The 15,893-nt window shown below is 65.9% G+C and carries 11 protein-coding genes and 1 pseudogene; 8 read left to right on the top strand and 4 right to left on the bottom strand.

Features of this window, described 5'->3' with window-relative positions; genetic code table 11:
* Positions 1–240: 240 nt before the first annotated feature.
* From OU994_RS17895 to OU994_RS17880, 4 genes are all read left to right on the top strand, one after another.
* Positions 241–2,886, top strand: coding sequence for a TonB-dependent receptor (locus tag OU994_RS17895; RefSeq protein ID WP_281606988.1), 2,646 nt, complete (start codon positions 241–243; stop codon positions 2,884–2,886).
* Positions 2,887–3,157: 271 nt separating this feature from the next.
* Positions 3,158–3,454: an iron uptake protein gene (locus OU994_RS17890; protein WP_131145764.1), complete on the top strand. Its 297-nt coding sequence runs from the start codon at positions 3,158–3,160 to the stop codon at positions 3,452–3,454.
* A 13-nt stretch (positions 3,455–3,467) separates the two neighbouring features.
* The gene (locus OU994_RS17885; protein WP_281606987.1) at positions 3,468–5,147 is read left to right on the top strand and encodes a PepSY domain-containing protein; all 1,680 of its coding nucleotides are present in this window, start codon (positions 3,468–3,470) and stop codon (positions 5,145–5,147) included.
* Positions 5,140–5,457: a DUF3325 domain-containing protein gene (locus OU994_RS17880; RefSeq protein ID WP_281606986.1), complete on the top strand. Its 318-nt coding sequence runs from the start codon at positions 5,140–5,142 to the stop codon at positions 5,455–5,457. The genes OU994_RS17885 and OU994_RS17880 overlap by 8 nt, the downstream gene beginning before the upstream one ends.
* Positions 5,458–5,507: 50 nt before the next feature.
* On the opposite strand, the gene OU994_RS17875 is transcribed toward OU994_RS17880, so the two are convergent.
* The 3 genes from OU994_RS17875 to OU994_RS17865 all read right to left on the bottom strand — a co-directional run bounded on the left by OU994_RS17875 (position 5,508) and on the right by OU994_RS17865 (position 7,776).
* Positions 5,508–6,233, bottom strand: coding sequence for an MHFG family PEP-CTERM protein (locus OU994_RS17875; protein ID WP_281606985.1), 726 nt, complete (start codon positions 6,231–6,233; stop codon positions 5,508–5,510).
* A 132-nt stretch (positions 6,234–6,365) separates the two neighbouring features.
* Positions 6,366–7,478 (bottom strand): LacI family DNA-binding transcriptional regulator, encoded by a 1,113-nt coding sequence (locus OU994_RS17870; RefSeq protein WP_281606984.1) that lies wholly within the window; start codon positions 7,476–7,478, stop codon positions 6,366–6,368.
* 124 nt (positions 7,479–7,602) lie between these two features.
* A complete protein-coding gene (locus tag OU994_RS17865) occupies positions 7,603–7,776 on the bottom strand; it encodes a hypothetical protein (protein WP_281606983.1) in 174 nt (57 codons plus the stop codon).
* A 141-nt stretch (positions 7,777–7,917) separates the two neighbouring features.
* On the opposite strand from OU994_RS17865, the gene OU994_RS17860 reads away from it, so the two are divergent.
* The 3 genes from OU994_RS17860 to OU994_RS17850 all read left to right on the top strand — a co-directional run bounded on the left by OU994_RS17860 (position 7,918) and on the right by OU994_RS17850 (position 11,352).
* Positions 7,918–9,168, top strand: coding sequence for an Hsp70 family protein (locus OU994_RS17860; RefSeq protein WP_281606982.1), 1,251 nt, complete (start codon positions 7,918–7,920; stop codon positions 9,166–9,168).
* A 9-nt stretch (positions 9,169–9,177) separates the two neighbouring features.
* The gene (locus OU994_RS17855; protein WP_281606981.1) at positions 9,178–9,804 is read left to right on the top strand and encodes a PolC-type DNA polymerase III; all 627 of its coding nucleotides are present in this window, start codon (positions 9,178–9,180) and stop codon (positions 9,802–9,804) included.
* Between the two features lie 180 nt (positions 9,805–9,984).
* Positions 9,985–11,352: a tetratricopeptide repeat protein gene (locus OU994_RS17850; protein WP_281606980.1), complete on the top strand. Its 1,368-nt coding sequence runs from the start codon at positions 9,985–9,987 to the stop codon at positions 11,350–11,352.
* An 86-nt stretch (positions 11,353–11,438) separates the two neighbouring features.
* On the opposite strand, the pseudogene OU994_RS17845 reads toward OU994_RS17850, so the two are convergent.
* Positions 11,439–13,234: pseudogene (locus OU994_RS17845) on the bottom strand (GGDEF domain-containing protein).
* Between the two features lie 193 nt (positions 13,235–13,427).
* Here OU994_RS17845 and OU994_RS17840 point away from each other — a divergent pair.
* Positions 13,428–15,623, top strand: coding sequence for a prolyl oligopeptidase family protein (locus tag OU994_RS17840; protein WP_281606979.1), 2,196 nt, complete (start codon positions 13,428–13,430; stop codon positions 15,621–15,623).
* The last annotated feature ends 270 nt before the right edge of the window (positions 15,624–15,893 follow it).

Raw genomic sequence — 15,893 nt, 5'->3', positions numbered from 1 at the left:
ATTAAATCCTTTCAAATCAGTACCCAAGCGGCCCTGTGCCGCGTTTGAACTGATCCAAAGAAATATAAATTGCCCAAGTAAAATCTGTTGATCGCCGCTGTGATATCAAATTCGGCATCAAAAACCCCAAAAAAGTCATTGGATCGAGCTTGGTACGGTCACTACCATTGGCCCGCAGCATCAAGTTGACAGTGGTAGCACACGTCTTTGACAAAAACTATAACGATCAGGAGATCTTCGATGACAACGATTTCGTTCGGTCACACTCCCCCATCGCAACAGATGAAAATGAAGCTGTCGGTCGCCGTCCTGGCGGGTGCCGGCATTCTCAGCAGTGCATCGGTCTGGGCTCAGAACGCCCAGGCCGTCGCGGAAGCGCAGGCGACTTCGGCACCGGTCTCGGTCGTCGTCACCGGCGTGCGCCGCGCCGCGCAAAGCGCGCAGACGATCAAGCGGAACTCCGATGAAGTGATCGATTCGATCGTCGCGGAAGAAGCCGGCAAGTTCCCGGACAAGAACGTGGCTGAAATCCTCGGCCGCGTCACCGGCGTACAAATCCGCCGCTCGGGCGGCGAAGCCGCCGATGTGATCATTCGCGGCCTGCCAGGCCTGACGACGCTGCTGAACGGCCGCGAAGTCTACACGTCCACCAACCGCAACCTGCACCTGGCGGACATCCCGACCACGATGCTGCAGCGCGTCGACGTCTACAAGACGCAGGGCGCTGAAATGGTCGAAGGCGGTACCGCCGGCGTGATCGACGTGCGCACCGCGCGCCCGTTCGACTTCAAGGGCTTCTCCGCCAGCCTGAGCGGCCGCGGCGAACGTCGCGACAAGGCCGACACCACCGATCCGCAGGTGTCCGGCATGATCTCGAACCGCTGGAAAAACGACCTGGGCGAATTCGGCGCGCTGTTCGGCGTGTCGTACCAGAAGGGGCACTATTTCGATGAAGTGACCTGGAACTCGCCGCCGGACAACACCGTCACCAACAACACCAGCAAGCCCAATGCCGCGGTCACCGGTCCGGTCGACCTCGGGCATTCCAGCAACTACGGCATGCGCGAACGTTATTCCGCCAACTGGGCATTCCAGTTCAAGCCTGCACGCAACGTGGAACTGCTGGCGGAAGGCTGGTCGACCCGTATCGACCACGACCGTGAAAACCAGTTCTTCCTCGGTAACCTGGGCTGGGGCCCGACCACCCAGTACACGCTGTTCCCCGGTACCAACCAGGTCGATACGGTCACCTCGTCCGGTAGCCCGCTGGCGCTGAGCTCGAACCAGACGCCGCGCGACGATTCGGAAACCCACCAGGCTGCGATCGGCGCCAAGTGGACCGTCACGCCGGACCTGCGCGTGTCGACCGAGTTCGTGCGCACCACCGCGCGCTGGAAGCAGGACATGCCGATCATGGAGATGCTGGCCCATCCGACCACGATCGTCGGCCAGACCTATGTCAATGGCGGTGCGCGCTTCGACTATCCCGGCTACAACATGCTGGACCCGAACAACTACACACTGCACAACCTCATCGACAACTGGCAGGCCTCGGGCGGGCAGTCGAAGGACTGGCGCGCGGACGCGACCTACAACAACGGCGAGGAAAGCTTCTTCCGCGAGTTCAGCGCCGGTGTGCGGATCGCCAAGCGCAGCGCCCGTTACCAGCATGAAAGCCTGAACTTCCTGCCGGCCGTGCCGGGCCTGCCGGCCGTCAGCTCGCTGCCGGGCCTGACCTGCCCGTCGCAGCGGTTCTCGAACGACTACGGCATGAACCAGTGGCTGACCATCTGTGGCAACTACCAGCACGCCAATATCGACGCCATGCGCAAGCTGTACGGTCGCGATGGCCGCACCGCGCCGGATCCGTACTCCCTGTACACCAATAACGAAGACACCAGTGCGCTGTACGGCAAGACCCGCTTCGGCTTCAACGCCGGCCCGGTTCCGGTCGAAGGCACGGTGGGCGTGCGTGTCGTCAAGACCAAGCTGGACGTGAACGGTTTCTCGAACGTGGACAACCAGCCGGTGGCCGTGAACAAGAAGTCGTCGGACACCGACGTGCTGCCGAACCTGACGCTGAAAGCCAACCTGACCGATACGCTGATCGGCCGCGTCAACGCCGGCAAGACGATCCAGCGCCCGGCCTTCGGCGACTTCAACCCCGGCATTTCGCTGGGCGCGACCCCGGACGGCCTGGGCATCTACGGCGGCAACGGCGGCAACCCGGACCTGAAGCCGGTCACGGGCAAGAACGCCGACGTGGCGCTGGAATGGTACTTCGCGCCGACCGGCAGCCTGACCGCCACGGTGTTCAAGCACAAGTTCGAGAACTACATCATCCGCTCTCTCGCGATGGAAACGTTCGACGGCAAGCAGTACCGCATGGACCGTCCGCGCAACGTCAACGAAGGCCAGCTGGAAGGCGTCGAGATCGGCTACCGCCAGTTCTACGACTTCCTGCCGGGCTGGCTGGGCGGCTTCGGCCTGGAAGCGAACTACACGTACATGAAGGGTCACTTCCTGGACGACGGCAAGGAAGCGCCGTTCCAGGGCATGTCGAAGAACGCCTTCAACGTGGTCGGCCTGTACGAGCGTGGCCCATGGTCCGCGCGCCTGGCCTACAACTACCGCAGCCGGTTCGTCGATACGTTCAACTACCGCGCGATCGCCGCCCCGATCGGCCCGATCGACCTGATCGTCGATCCGATCGAAACGGTGGATGCTTCGCTGTCGTACAAGTTCAACGAGCACATGGGCATCACGCTGGACGTTGAAAACCTGACCGACCGGACGTACAACGACTACCACGGCATCGCCAGCAATCCGCGCGACGTGCGTCGCTACGACCGCGTGATCGGCCTGACCCTGCGCTGGAAGCTGTAAGCGGCGAGAGATCGCTGCATGGGCCGCCCGCAAGGGCGGTCGCGCAGGATCATACTAAAAGCGCGCTGCGCGGCTCCGGCCGGCGGCGCGCTTTTTTTGTCCTGCGCGCCGCGCCGCGCCGTCGTTTCCCGTAATTATTGGTACGCGAATGGTTGGTATCGGCGTTAACCGCTGCTAGAATGCGAATAGTTCTCATTCTAGTTCCGATCCCGCGCCGCCAGCGGCGCGCGCAGCGCGGGGCGGAACGTCGATCAACCTACCGCTTACCGCCATGGCCGCACTCACTTCATCCCCGCTTCACATCGTTTCCCGCACGGCTGCCGCCGTCCTTGGCGGCTACGCCTTCACGTGGGGCGTGATTGCCTTCGGCACGGCGCTGCTGTACGCCGCGGGCATGGAATTCCACGATGCCGAGCACCTGTCCTATATCGTCGGCTTGCTGGTCTTCCTGGTGGCGTTCCTGCTGACCTTCGTGGCCCGCAGCGTGTCGCGCGTGTGGCTGGTGCTGGCCGGTGGTGGCGCCTTGCTGGCCGGCGCGGCGTCCCTGCTGCAACAACAGATCGTCTGACCGGAGATTGACCATGTTCCCGAATTTCCGCCTGGCGATGGCCTGGCTGCATACCTGGTTCGGCCTGTTCCTGGGCTTCGTGCTGATGGTCGTGTTCTTCTTTGGCGCGCTGTCGGTGTTCGACCGGGAAATCGACCGCTGGGCGATCCCGGCCACGCGCTTCGAGCCGCAGCCGATGCCGTCGTTCGACAAGCTGCTGCGCCCCGTGTTCGAGGACATGCAGCCGCTCGAGGATGCCCGCGCGGCGATGCGCGGCCAGGTCGACGGTCCGCTGCCCGAGCGCTTCGACACCGTGACGCGCATGGGGGCATACACCACGCACCGCGATCCCGTGCTGGCCCTGTTCGTCGGCTACGAGGTGCCGAATGCCAGGGAAAAGGATACCGCCATCTTCGCGCTGCGCACGGTCGATCCCCGTACCGGTACCGCGCTGCCGGATGACCGGCTGAAGATCGGCAGCGGCTTCTTCTATCCGCTGCACTACAGCCTGACGTTCGACTGGAAAAACCTGGGCTACTGGATCGTCGGCTTCGCCGCGCTGATGATGCTGGTCGCCCTCGTCACCGGCGTGATCATGCACCGCAAGCTGTTCCGCGAACTGTTTACGTTCCGGCCCAACAAGAGCACCCAGCGCAGCATGCTGGACCTGCACAACCTGACCGGCGTGGTGGCGCTGCCATTTCATTTCTTCTTTGCGTTTACCGGCCTGGTGATCTTCGCCGGCATCTATTTTCCGGTCACCCATACCCAGCTCGCGGCGCTGCACGACAAGCACGAGCAGGTCGAGGCCCGCGAAACGGGATTGCCGTACGCGCGCGCCGGCGTTGCCGCGCCAATGGCCGCGGTGGATCCGATGGTCGCCGAAGCGCGCCGCCGCTGGGCCGCGAAAGGCATGGCGGGCGATGTCGGCTTCCTCGCCGTGCAGTTCCCCGGTGACGCCAATGGCTATGTATCGATCTACCGTTCCGGTACCGACCGCATCGCGCTGACCGGGGAGGGCATCCATTTCAAGGCGTCCACGGGCGAACTGCTGCGCGAGGATCCGCCGCCGACGCTGGTGGCGCGCGTCAATGAATTCCTCACGGGCCTGCACCTGCAGCACTTCCGCCACTGGCTGCTGCGCTGGCTGTATGTGCTGGGCGGGCTGGCCGGCTGCGCCTGTATCGCGACCGGCTTCCTGTTCTTCGTCGAAAAGCGCAAGCGCCAGCATGCCCGGCAGGGCAGCGCCGGCGCGCGCGTGGTCGATGCGCTGGCGGTCACCACCGTCACCGGCATGCTGATCGCGGCACTCGGCATGCTGGTCGCCAACCGCTTGTTGCCGGATGCGATGCCCGCCGGCTGGCCGTGGCGCGGCGCCATGGAAAAATACGCTTTCTGGGGTGTCTGGGCACTGGCGATGGCGCACGCCGTGTGGCGCACCGCGCCGGTGGCCGCGGGCCGCCTGGCGCCGGCTTGGCGCGAACAATGCCTGGCGATCGGCGTGCTGGGTATCGTGGCGCCGGTACTGAACTGGGTCACCACGGGCGACCACTTGCTGCGCACCGTCGCCACGGGCTACTGGCCGGTGGCGGGAGCTGACCTGTTCATGCTGGCCGGTGCCGGCCTTGCGCTGCTGGCGGCACGCCGGTTGCGGCGGCGCGCCACCCTGGCCGCACCGGCACAAGCCGCCACGCTGGAGGCTGGCCATGCGTGATGCGCTGATGCTGCTGGCGGCACTGGTCGCCTGCACGGCTGGCATGGGATGGTTCGCGCTGTCGCTGGACACGCATTGGGAGCAGGTGCGGGGCAAGGCGCCGCGACCCGCCGCGACGGCCCAACAGCTGCGCTGGCTCGGTGCGGTGGCACTGGCCATCGCACTGGTGCTGTGCCTGGTGGCCGATTCCGCCTCCATCGCGGTACTCGTGTGGCTGATGGCGATCGCCGCCGCCGCCCTGGCCGTGGCGCTGACGTTGACGTGGCGTGCCCGCGTGCTGGCCGTGCTGGTATTCTGGGCCGGCGCCTAGGAATCGGCGGCGCCCCCTGCAAGGCCGCCGCAGCGTAGCGCCCATCCAGACTAGTGTGCCCGGCCGCGGCGGCGCCAGGTCCGCGCGGCCAGCACGGCCAGGCCGCCTGCCAGCATCGCCCAGGTCGACGGTTCGGGTACCGGCGACAACGGCAGCGGCCCGGAAACCTCGCGCCCGGGCCCCGGGTACTCCAGGCCGGGCACCGGCGGCGGCAGCGCGCCCGGCACTACCCATGGCGGCAGTTCGTCGCCGGCTGCCGGAACGGCCGGATAGTCGGGCGGCGGCGCCAGGGCCAGCGGGGGCTGTGCGGCTGCGGGCGGCGCAGCGGGAAGGCGCGGCGCTCCGCCGGTCGCCCCGGGCCCGCCCGAACCCGACGTCACGATCCTGCGAACGCGGCTGACGTTGCCGCATACTTCAGGAACCAGCACGCAGGTATCGCCCACGCAGTACACCGCGGCCGGCTCGCGGTGCGCCGGGCGCCATTTGGCCCGCGTGACCGTGCGGCACATCCGCCCGGTGCCGAAATGCATGTCGGCGATACGGCTTTCATACTGGTAATGCCCGGCAATCGCAGTGCGGCTGATCTGCACGGTATCGTCCGGAATCCCGGCAGCGATCCTGCGCGCCAGCGTGGCGCGGTCGGCAGGGGAGATGTCGCGATAGTTGGCCAGCGCGGCGGCCGGCGAACCGCGATAGCGGTCGACACCGGGCCGGTCCCACGAACAGACCGGCTGGACAAGTAGGGCGGCCGCGGCGGCGGCCAGCATGTAAGCCATGGCAAGTACTCCACGAAAGCGATCTCATGGATGGACTGTAGGCTGTTTCGTCGACCGGGAACGTGCGTTTCCTAACGCAATGACTATTGCGCAACGTTCACCATGCTTGTCGCCATGGCCATGGTGGCTGGATCAGGCGGCCAGTGACGCGTCTTCCAGGGGCGCCAGCCGGGCTGTTGCGCCGGGTACCAGTTGCGGTGCGAAGGTGCGCTTCTCGGCCAGGTGGCTGCCGTGCGACTCGATCATCGAGGTCAGCAGGTCGGCCGCGGCCAGCGCCATATTGTGCATCGGCTGGCGCAGCGTGGTCAGGTTGCAGCTCAGCCAGCCGGTCGGTTCGACGGCGTCGAAGCCGGCGACAGACATCGTGCCGGGCACATCGATACCCAGTTCGTGGCGCGCCAGGTCGAGGCAGCCGAGCGCCATCACGTCATTGCCGCAGATGACGGCATCCGGCGGATGCCCGAGCCGTTCGATGAGCTCGCGCAGCCCGCGCGCGCCGCTGGCGTAGTCGAACTGGCCTGTGACCAGCACGGGTGGAGGCAGGCCCAGTTCCAGCAGCCGGTCGCAGGCGCCGGCGCGGCGCTCGGCGGCGACCGCCGACCCGTCGGGACCGGCCATGATGCCGAACTGGCGGTGCCCTGCGGCGGCCAGCCGCGTCGCCAGCATGCGGCCGGCCTCGTACTGGTCGCACAGCACGCTGTTGACGGTGCGGCCGCGCAGGTTGCGGTTGAAGACCACCAGCGGCAACCCGCGTCGCTCGAACTCCTGCACCTGTTCATCGCTGAGGGTGGCGGCGATGATCGCGCCATCGACCTGGTACTGCCAGATGTCGCCCAGGATGTGCTCGACCTCGTCTTCGTGCTGGACCGTGAACAGCAGCACGCGCTTGCCCCGCCGGGCCAGTTGCTGGGACAGTTCGGCAAGCGCCTCGGGGTAAGACAGGTTGGCGACGTGGCACATGACAACGGCCACCATGTTCGAGCGCCGTGTAATGAGGCTGCGGGCTGCCGCGTTGGGAATGTAGTCGAGTCCGGCGGCCGCCTTCATCACGCGCGCGTAGGTCGTCGGCGAGACGCTGGCACCGGGCTTGAAGCAACGCGACACGGCCGATTGCGACACGCCAGCCAGCAGCGCCACGTCGTAGGACGTAACGCGCCGGTTTTCACGCACGACCGCGGCCTTGTACTCTGCCGTCCTGGTGGCGGCCACGCTGTCCGCGGGAGGTGGTGTCTTTGTTTTTCTCATGGTCTGGTGTTGGCCCGTGTCGGCACCGTTTCGGGTGAGGATACTGCATGAACTTACCGTGTGGCAACTATTACCTTAAGGAAATCGATTACCGTGCCGCAACTGTCGCGCAGGCCGGGTCTTGTCAACTGCCAATCACCAGTGTCACGGCGATGACAGCCAGCAGCGCGCCGGTCGCGCCCGCACGGCGGCGCCAGCCGCTGCGCAGGCGCTCCAGCGCACGTCCACGCCCGGCAGTGGCACGGCCGGTGCCCGATGGCCCCGCCGTTCTCACGTCTTCGCCCACTTTGTACCGCATCCGTCGCGTACCTCTGCTCTAACCTTCCATCTCGGTCTCCCGTTTTGTCGAATTTCCTAGCGTAACTATCTGGGCGGTGCGGGATTTGATACAGGTCAATCCAACTCTGGTAAAATTTTGCCCCTTTCAGATGAGGTAGCGATGGCAACAGCCTGTGGTGTCGACTTCGGCACGTCCAACTCCACGGTCGGGTGGGTGCAACCTGGCCGGCCGGTGATGTTGCCGCTCGAAGACGGCAAGGTCACGCTGCCTTCAGTGGTGTTCTTCAATGCCGACGACGACGAGGTCACGTTCGGCCGCGCCGCGCTGGCCGATTACCTGTCCGGCTATGAAGGGCGGCTGATGCGCTCGCTCAAGAGCCTGCTGGGCACGCCGCTGATGGATGGCCAGACCGAAGTGGCGGGTCGCGCGCTGTCGTTCCGCGAGCTGCTCGGGCAGTTCATCGGCGAATTGAAGCACCGTGGCGAACACGCCGCGGGCCGCCGCTTCGATGCCGCGGTGCTCGGGCGGCCCGTGCATTTCGTCGACGACGATCCGGCCGCCGACCGGCTGGCCGAGGACACGCTGGCCGACATCGCCCGCGCGGCGGGCTTCCGCGACCTGGCATTCCAGTACGAACCGATTGCCGCCGCGTTCGACTACGAGTCCCAGATCGACCGCGAGGAACTGGTGCTGATCGCCGACATCGGCGGCGGTACGTCCGATTTCTCGCTGGTTCGCCTGGCACCCTCGCGGATGGCCAGGATCGACCGCCGCGACGACATCCTCGCCAATGCGGGCGTGCACATCGGCGGTACCGACTTCGACAAATACCTGAGCCTTGCCGCCGTGATGCCGGAACTGGGCTACGGCAGCGAATTGAAGAATGGCAGTGCGGTACCGTCCAGCTATTACTTCAACCTGGCGACGTGGCACACCATCAACCAGGCCTACACCAGGAAGATGTCGGCCCAGTTGGGCGAACTGGTGCGCGACGCCCGCGAGCCGGAAAAGCTGCGGCGCCTGCAAAACCTGATCGAGGACCGCGCCGGCCACTGGCTGGCCATGCGCGTCGAGGAAACCAAGATCGCGCTGTCGGACCAGGCTTCGGTGCGGCTCGAGCTGGACCGGCTGGCGCCCCCGCTGGCGCTGGAGGTGGAGCGGGAATGCTTCGTCGCGGCGATCGGTGCGCTGGTCGACACGGTGGGCGGCAGCGTCGACCGGTTGCTGGCCGATGCCGGCGTGCGCAGTGAGCAGGTCGATACGGTATTCTTCACCGGCGGTTCGTCGGGCGTGGCGGCATTGCGCGAACGGATCGGGGCCGCCGTGCCCGGTGCCCGCCGTGTCGAGGGTGACCGGTTCGGCAGCATCGGCGCCGGCCTGGCGCTGGACGCCGTCCGGCAATTCGGTTGAGGAATCCCCATGTTGACGAAACCGATCGTGATGCTGGACTTCGAGACCACCGGGCTGTCGCCGGACATGGGCGACCGCATCACCGAAGTGGCGGCGCTGCGCATCGCCGATGGCGTGATCGTCGAGCGCTACGTCTCGCTGGTCAATTGCGGCGTGCGCGTGCCGTCGTTCATTACCAGCCTGACCGGCATCACGCAGCAGATGGTCGACACGGCACCGCCCGCGCATGAGGTGGTGCCGCGCCTGCTCGAATTCATCGGCGCCGACGCGCTGGCGGCGCACAACGCCAGCTTCGACGAGAAATTCCTGCGCGCCGAAAGCACCCGCCTGGGCATGGCGCCCATGCATGCCGGTACGGTATGCTCGCTGAAGCTGTCGCGCCGCGTCTATCCGCAGCTGTACAGCTACAAGCTCGGCAACCTGGGCAGCCAGCTCGGCATTCCGTTCCGCGGTACCGCCCACCGGGCCGAGGCCGACGCGGAAGTGGCCGCCGAAGTGCTGCTGCACATCGGCCGCCATCTTGCGTCAAGCTATGGCATCGCCGCCGTCGAGCCGGCGCTGCTGATGTCGGTCAACAAGCTGGCCGCCGCCAAGGTCGCCGCATTCCTCCGCAAGCAGTCCGTCACAGCGCAGTGAGCGGGACGTGCGGCGCCGCCTAGCGTGCGGCGCCGCACGTCGCGTCGCGCCACATCAACCTTTCCCACCACGTCGTCGACCACGACCAACCGGTCCGCCGATTGAGCCTTCTCAAAAGGTATGCGCAATGGTTTATTAAGCTTTATGCAACAAACCGACGCGCACGATGGGGGAGCAGGCATGAACGACCGTTACTCGAACAAAGATGCAGACGTGTACGCGTGGTTCCGCGAAGCTTCCGGCAAGGGCGACGCGTACGCGCAGTTCAACCTCGCGCTGATGTACAAGCGCGGCAAGGGCGTCCGGCGCGACGACGATGCGGCCTTCATCTGGATGCGCCTGTCGGCATTGCAGGGTATCGCCTTCGCGCAGAACCACCTGGGCGCCATGTACTACAACGGCGTGGGCACCAGGCCGGACGATACCGAAGCCGTGTTCTGGTTCCGCATGGCCGCGCGCCAGGGGGATGCCTCGGCGCAGCAGAATCTCGGATTGATGTACCGCAAGGGCCGGGGCGTGCCGCGCTGCGATGAAACGGCGCTGACCTGGTTTTGCCGCGCGGCGGGGCAGGGGGTCGCCAGCGCCCAGGCGCTGCTCGGCGAGGCCTATGCGCAAGGTCTCGGTACGAAGCGCAATTTCCAGCTCGCGCTGGCCTGGTTCCGCAAGGCCGCGCTGCAGGGAGATGCAACGGCGCAACTGAACCTGGGCCTGATGTACCGGCGCGGCCATGGCGTGCTCCAGAGCGATACCCAGGCGGTAGCCTGGTACCGGCAGGCCGCCGCGCAGGGCATGGCCGCCGCGCAGCGCCACCTGGGCGTCGCGTATGCGGAAGGGCGCGGCGTTGCGGTGGACCTGGAGCGGGCCTGCTCGTGGCTGCGCCGCGCCGCCGAGCAGGGCGATGTCTATGCGCAGTTCAACCTGGGTGTGATGCTGTCGAACGGCCATGGCGCGCGCAAGGATGAAGCGCTGGCCTTCGACTGGTACTGCCGTGCCGCCGGCGCCGGGCATGCGCTGGCCCAGTACAACCTGGGCGGCATGTACGCGCAGGGCCGCGGCGTGGCACGCGATCCGGCGGAAGCGCTGGCCTGGTACCGCAAGGCGGCCGAGCAGGGCGCGGCGAATGCCCAGTTCAATGTCGGCGTCATCTATGCGAACGGCCACGGCGTGGCCAAGGACGAAGTCCGCGCCGTGGCCTGGTACCGCCATGCCGCCGAGCAGGGCGACGCCAGCGCGCAGAACAACCTCGGTGTCATGTACGCGAACGGCCACGGCGTGCCACGCGACGATGCCGAGGCGGTGGCCTGGTACCGCAGGGCCGCCGAGCAGGGCCACCCGCTGGCGCAGTACAACCTGGGCGGCATGTACGCCGGCGGCCGCGGTGTCGAGCGCGATCCGGTGCTGTCGTACATGTGGATTTCGCTGGCGGCCGAGGCGGGCGATGAAACCGCGTGCAACAATCGCAAGCTGATCGAATGCCGGCTGACGCGCGAGGAAATCGGCTCGGCGGAAATGATGACGCGGCGCTGGCGCGACGCCCACCGCGCCTGATCCTCCGGCCCTTCGCCGCGCCGGCCCGGCGCCGCGAAGGCGTCGTGCCGGGATGGTATCGTGCCGGGACTTCGGCAGTCAGCGCCTCAATGCGCCGCTGACTGGCGCCGGTCGAGGAACAGGCTGTTGCCGTGGATTTTCTTGGCCTGCTTCTTGGCTTCCGCCGCGCTGGTGGCGATCTGGTGGTGCGAATGGAATTGCCGCGGTTCCACCCGGATCGCGCCGATCGAAAGGCTCATCAGCGGATGAAATACCTTCCGGCCCTGCCGGTCCTCGCCCAGGTAGCCGCCCCGTTCGCGGTCTTCCGCGCTGTAGAACTGCGCTCCGCTGGCGCCGAACTCGGCCAGCATCGCGCCTCCCAATCCTCGCTCTGGAACAGGATCATGAAATCATCGCCGCCGATGTGGCCGACGAAATCTCGGTCCGGGTCGCTGTGGCGCGCGAGAATGTGGCCCAGCAGGCCGATCGCGTCGTCGCCGCGCCGGTAACCGTACACGTCGTTCAACGGCTTGAAGTGATCGAGGTCGCAGTAGCATGCCCAGAAGCGCGTGCCGCTGTGCAGCAGCCGGTCGATATGCTCGTTGATGGGCACGTTGCCCGGCAAGCCGGTCAGCGGGTTCGCGTAGCGCGCCGCATGAATCTGCAACTGCGTGATCTCGCGCATCAGGTCGTGTCCGGTACCCATGCCGAGGTAGCGGCCGCCGTCGGTGATGATGAAGCCGTTGAACAGGTGGTGGGCCGCCGAGGCGGCCATCCGGCAGGACAGGTCTTGCAGGCTGGTGCCCTTGTCGGCCACCAGCGGCCTGGCATCCATGAATTGCCGGCATGACTTCCTGCCATACAGTTCGCGTTCGTAGGGGCGGGCGAAATGATCGATCATCGCGAAGCGCGAGATCAGGCCGAGCGGCACGCCGTCGTCCACCACCGGAATGATCATCAGCGCGGGATCGGCTTCGAAGCGCTGGTACACCTCGTTGTTCGTCACTGCCGTCGATACGGCGTCCACATGGTGCAGCAGCTTCACGATGCTCACGGCGGTTTTCTCCACTCCTCGCTGCGGATACACGGCCACGCCGCCGCGCGCCAGCGCGCCAAGCACCTCGGCGGGCATCTCGCGGACCGGATCGGCCTGCGGGCGGCCCAGGTGATAGCCTTGCGCGAAGGCCACCCCGAGATCGTGCAGCACCATCAGCTCGGCGCCTTGCTCGATGCCCTCGGCGATCACCAGGGTCTGCGACTCTTCCGCGATTTCCTGGATGGAGCGCACGAACTGCAGCTTGACTGGATCCGTGTTGATGCCCTGGATAAAATGCATGTCGATCTTGACGTATTCGGGCCGCAATTCCGACCATAGCCGCAGGCTGGAAAAGCCTTCGCCCAGGTCGTCGATGGCGATTTCAAAGCCGCGCGCACGATAGTGCAGCACCGCCTCGCGCATCCGTTCATAGTCGTAGGTGGGCTGGTTCTCCGTCAGTTCGATGATCACGCGGTCCGGCTGCAGGCCCAGCTGGCGGATGCAGCCGAGGGTTTCGCCTTCGCCGCCACGCCGCGGCAGCAGGCATTCGGGGCTCACGTTCATGAACAGCTTGCCGGGCAGCTGCAGTTCCGCAAAGCGTTCCAGCACGATGCGCCGGCACAGGTATTCCACTTCCAGCGCCAGGCCGTGGTCGCGCGCCGCCCCGAACAGCTTCATCGGCGCGTGCAGCGGGCTGTCGGACGGCCCCCGGATCAAGCCTTCATAGCCGATGATCTCGCCCGTCTGCGTGCGGATCAATGGCTGGAACAGCGCGGTCAGCCGGCGCCGCGCGAGGATGTCGAGCAGGTGCGCGCAGGCTGGATCGCCGGCGGGGGCGCGCAGGTAGCTGACGTTGACAGGCAGGATGGCGGAAGCGGATTTCACGTTGGTTCACTTATACAAGTCGCCGGAATGGTATGAATAAATTGTGACGGGCTGATGAAACGGCCGAATAAACTGCGCCGTACGCGCCGGCAGAACCTTTCATATTCGCCATGGTTGGCGATATGATCGGCAAGTCCGCCACGCGGACGCGGACTTCCACATCACAAGGATATTCATGCATCTGAAACGCGCTACCCTCGCTGCCGCCGCTGCTGCGCTGCTGGCCGGCACCACCGGCCAGGCGCTGGCCCAGGCCTGTGCGCCCGGCACCAGCCAGCAACGCCCGCTGACCTACCCGGTCACCAAGAAAGTCGACCAGCGCGACGATTACCACGGCACTACGGTCGCCGACCCCTATCGCTGGCTGGAAGATGCCAACAGCGCCGAGACCGGCGCCTGGGTCGAAGAACAGAACCGGCTGACGCAAGCCTTCCTCGGCCAGATTCCCGAGCGCGCGGCAATCCGCCAGCGCCTCACGCAACTGTGGAACTTCGAGCGCTATTCGGTGCCGTTCAAGGAAGGCGGCCGCTACTTCTACAGCCGCAACGACGGGCTGCAGAACCAGGCCGTGCTCTATACGGTGAAAACGCTGGATGAACAGCCGCGCGTGCTGCTCGATCCGAACACGCTGGCCAGCGACGGCACCGTGGCGCTGGCCGGCATCGCCATCAGCCCGCAGGGCAAGCACCTGGCCTACAGTACCGCGGCGTCCGGCTCCGACTGGAACGAGATCCGCGTGCGCGACATCGAGACCGGCAAGGACACGCAAGACCATATCAAATGGGTGAAGTTCTCCAGCACGGCCTGGGCGCACGACGGTTCCGGCTTCTACTACAGCCGCTACGACGAGCCGGCCGAAGGCGCCAAGCTGGCTGGCGTGAACTACTTCCAGAAACTGTACTTCCACAAGCTGGGCACGCCGCAGGAGCGCGACATCCTCGTGTATGACCGCCCGGACCAGAAGGAATGGGGCTTCCAGGCGGAAGTCACCGATGATGGCCGCTACCTCGTCATCAATGCCACCCAGGGCACCGATCCGAAGAACCGCGTGTTCATCAAGGACCTGAAGCAGAAGGACGGCAAGGTCGCCGGCTTGCTCGAGGCGTTCGACGCTTCGTATGCCTTCATCGACAACGACGGCCCGCTGTTCTACTTCGTCACCGACAAGAACGCGCCGAAGTCGCGCATTGCCGCGATCGACGTGCGCAACGGCAAATGGACGGAGATCGTGCCGGAAGGCAAGCAGACCCTGAAAGGCGCCAACATCGTCAATGGCCAGCTGGTCGCCGAATACCTCGCCGACGCCTACAGCGCCGTCAAGGTCTTCGACCTGAAGGGCAAGCCGCTGCACGACGTGGCGCTGCCCGGCATCGGCTCGGCCGGCGGCTTCGCGGGCAAGCGGGGCGACACGGAAACGTTCTACGCGTACACCAGCTTCACCACGCCGACCACGATCTACCGCTACGACCTGAAATCGGGCAAGAGCAGCGTGTATCGCCAGCCGAAGGTGGATTTCGATCCGGACGCGTATGAAACGCGCCAGGAATTCTTCACCAGCAAGGATGGCACGCGCGTGCCGATGTTCATCGTTGCGAAGAAGGGTATCAAGCGCGACGGCAGCAACCCGACCTACCTGTACGGCTATGGCGGCTTCAACGTGCCGCTGACGCCGGCGTTCTCGGTCGCCAACCTGGCATGGGTGGAAATGGGCGGCGTCTACGTGATGGCCAACCTGCGCGGCGGCGGCGAGTACGGCGAGGAATGGCACCAGGCCGGCACCAAGCTGCGCAAGCAGAACGTGTTCGACGATTTCATCGGCGCGGCAGAATGGCTGGTGGCCAGCAAGGTGACGTCGCCGGCCAAGCTGGCAATCGGCGGCGGCAGCAACGGCGGCTTGCTGGTGGGCGCGGCGATGACGCAGCGGCCGGACCTGTTCGGCGCGGCACTGCCGGCGGTGGGTGTCATGGACATGCTGCGTTTTCATAAATTCACGATCGGCTGGGCATGGACGTCCGACTATGGTTCGTCCGACAACCCGGAAGAGTTCAAGGCGCTGGTCAAGTATTCGCCGCTGCATAACCTGAAAGCCGGCACCTGCTACCCGGCCACGATGGTCACCACGGCCGACCACGATGACCGCGTCGTGCCGGCGCACAGCTTCAAGTTCGCCGCCGCCGCACAGGCGGCCCAGGGCGGGCCGGCACCGGTGCTGATCCGCATCGAAACCAAGGCCGGCCACGGTGCCGGCAAGCCGACCTCGAAGCAGATCGAGGAAGTGGCCGACCGCTGGGGCTTCCTGTCGCGCACCCTGGGCATGCAGGCCGCCCCGGTCACGGCAGCGGGCCCGTCGTCTGGCGGCGCGGCGCGGTAATCAAGCGGACCGGCACGGTTGCCTGGCAAGCGGGCAGAAACGATGCGGAGCTCGACAAGAAGTCGGCTGATGGCTGATTGACGACGATGGTTGATTGACGACGATGGTTGATTGACAATGATGTTTTATTGTCAATAATGGTTGCTTGATAAGACAAGGGGCGCTTCGGCGCCCCTTGTGCTTGAATGGACGGTTCGACATCCTGTCCGTCGCCGACAACGCGCGGACCTGGCCTTGGCACGCATCAGCACGATGTTGCCGCAAGGCATT

The sequence above is a fragment of the Pseudoduganella sp. SL102 genome (genome assembly GCF_027856995.1).
In the GTDB taxonomy this organism is placed as follows: Bacteria; Pseudomonadota; Gammaproteobacteria; order Burkholderiales; family Burkholderiaceae_D; genus Rugamonas; species Rugamonas albidiflava.
The sequence above is the reverse complement of the archived record's forward strand: the minus strand, read 5'-3'. Positions and strand labels throughout refer to the sequence as shown.

What these genes read in the sequence shown, in the direction of transcription:
- OU994_RS17850 (WP_281606980.1), top strand. Translation starts at nt 9,985, where the DNA reads ATGAACGACCGTTACTCGAACAAAGATGCAGACGTGTACGCGTGGTTC.
- OU994_RS17880 (WP_281606986.1), top strand. Translation starts at nt 5,140, where the DNA reads ATGCGTGATGCGCTGATGCTGCTGGCGGCACTGGTCGCCTGCACGGCT.
- OU994_RS17870 (WP_281606984.1), bottom strand. Translation starts at nt 7,478, where the DNA reads ATGAGAAAAACAAAGACACCACCTCCCGCGGACAGCGTGGCCGCCACC.
- OU994_RS17895 (WP_281606988.1), top strand. Translation starts at nt 241, where the DNA reads ATGACAACGATTTCGTTCGGTCACACTCCCCCATCGCAACAGATGAAA.
- OU994_RS17875 (WP_281606985.1), bottom strand. Translation starts at nt 6,233, where the DNA reads ATGGCTTACATGCTGGCCGCCGCCGCGGCCGCCCTACTTGTCCAGCCG.
- OU994_RS17885 (WP_281606987.1), top strand. Translation starts at nt 3,468, where the DNA reads ATGTTCCCGAATTTCCGCCTGGCGATGGCCTGGCTGCATACCTGGTTC.
- OU994_RS17860 (WP_281606982.1), top strand. Translation starts at nt 7,918, where the DNA reads ATGGCAACAGCCTGTGGTGTCGACTTCGGCACGTCCAACTCCACGGTC.
- OU994_RS17890 (WP_131145764.1), top strand. Translation starts at nt 3,158, where the DNA reads ATGGCCGCACTCACTTCATCCCCGCTTCACATCGTTTCCCGCACGGCT.
- OU994_RS17855 (WP_281606981.1), top strand. Translation starts at nt 9,178, where the DNA reads ATGTTGACGAAACCGATCGTGATGCTGGACTTCGAGACCACCGGGCTG.
- OU994_RS17840 (WP_281606979.1), top strand. Translation starts at nt 13,428, where the DNA reads ATGCATCTGAAACGCGCTACCCTCGCTGCCGCCGCTGCTGCGCTGCTG.
- OU994_RS17865 (WP_281606983.1), bottom strand. Translation starts at nt 7,776, where the DNA reads ATGCGGTACAAAGTGGGCGAAGACGTGAGAACGGCGGGGCCATCGGGC.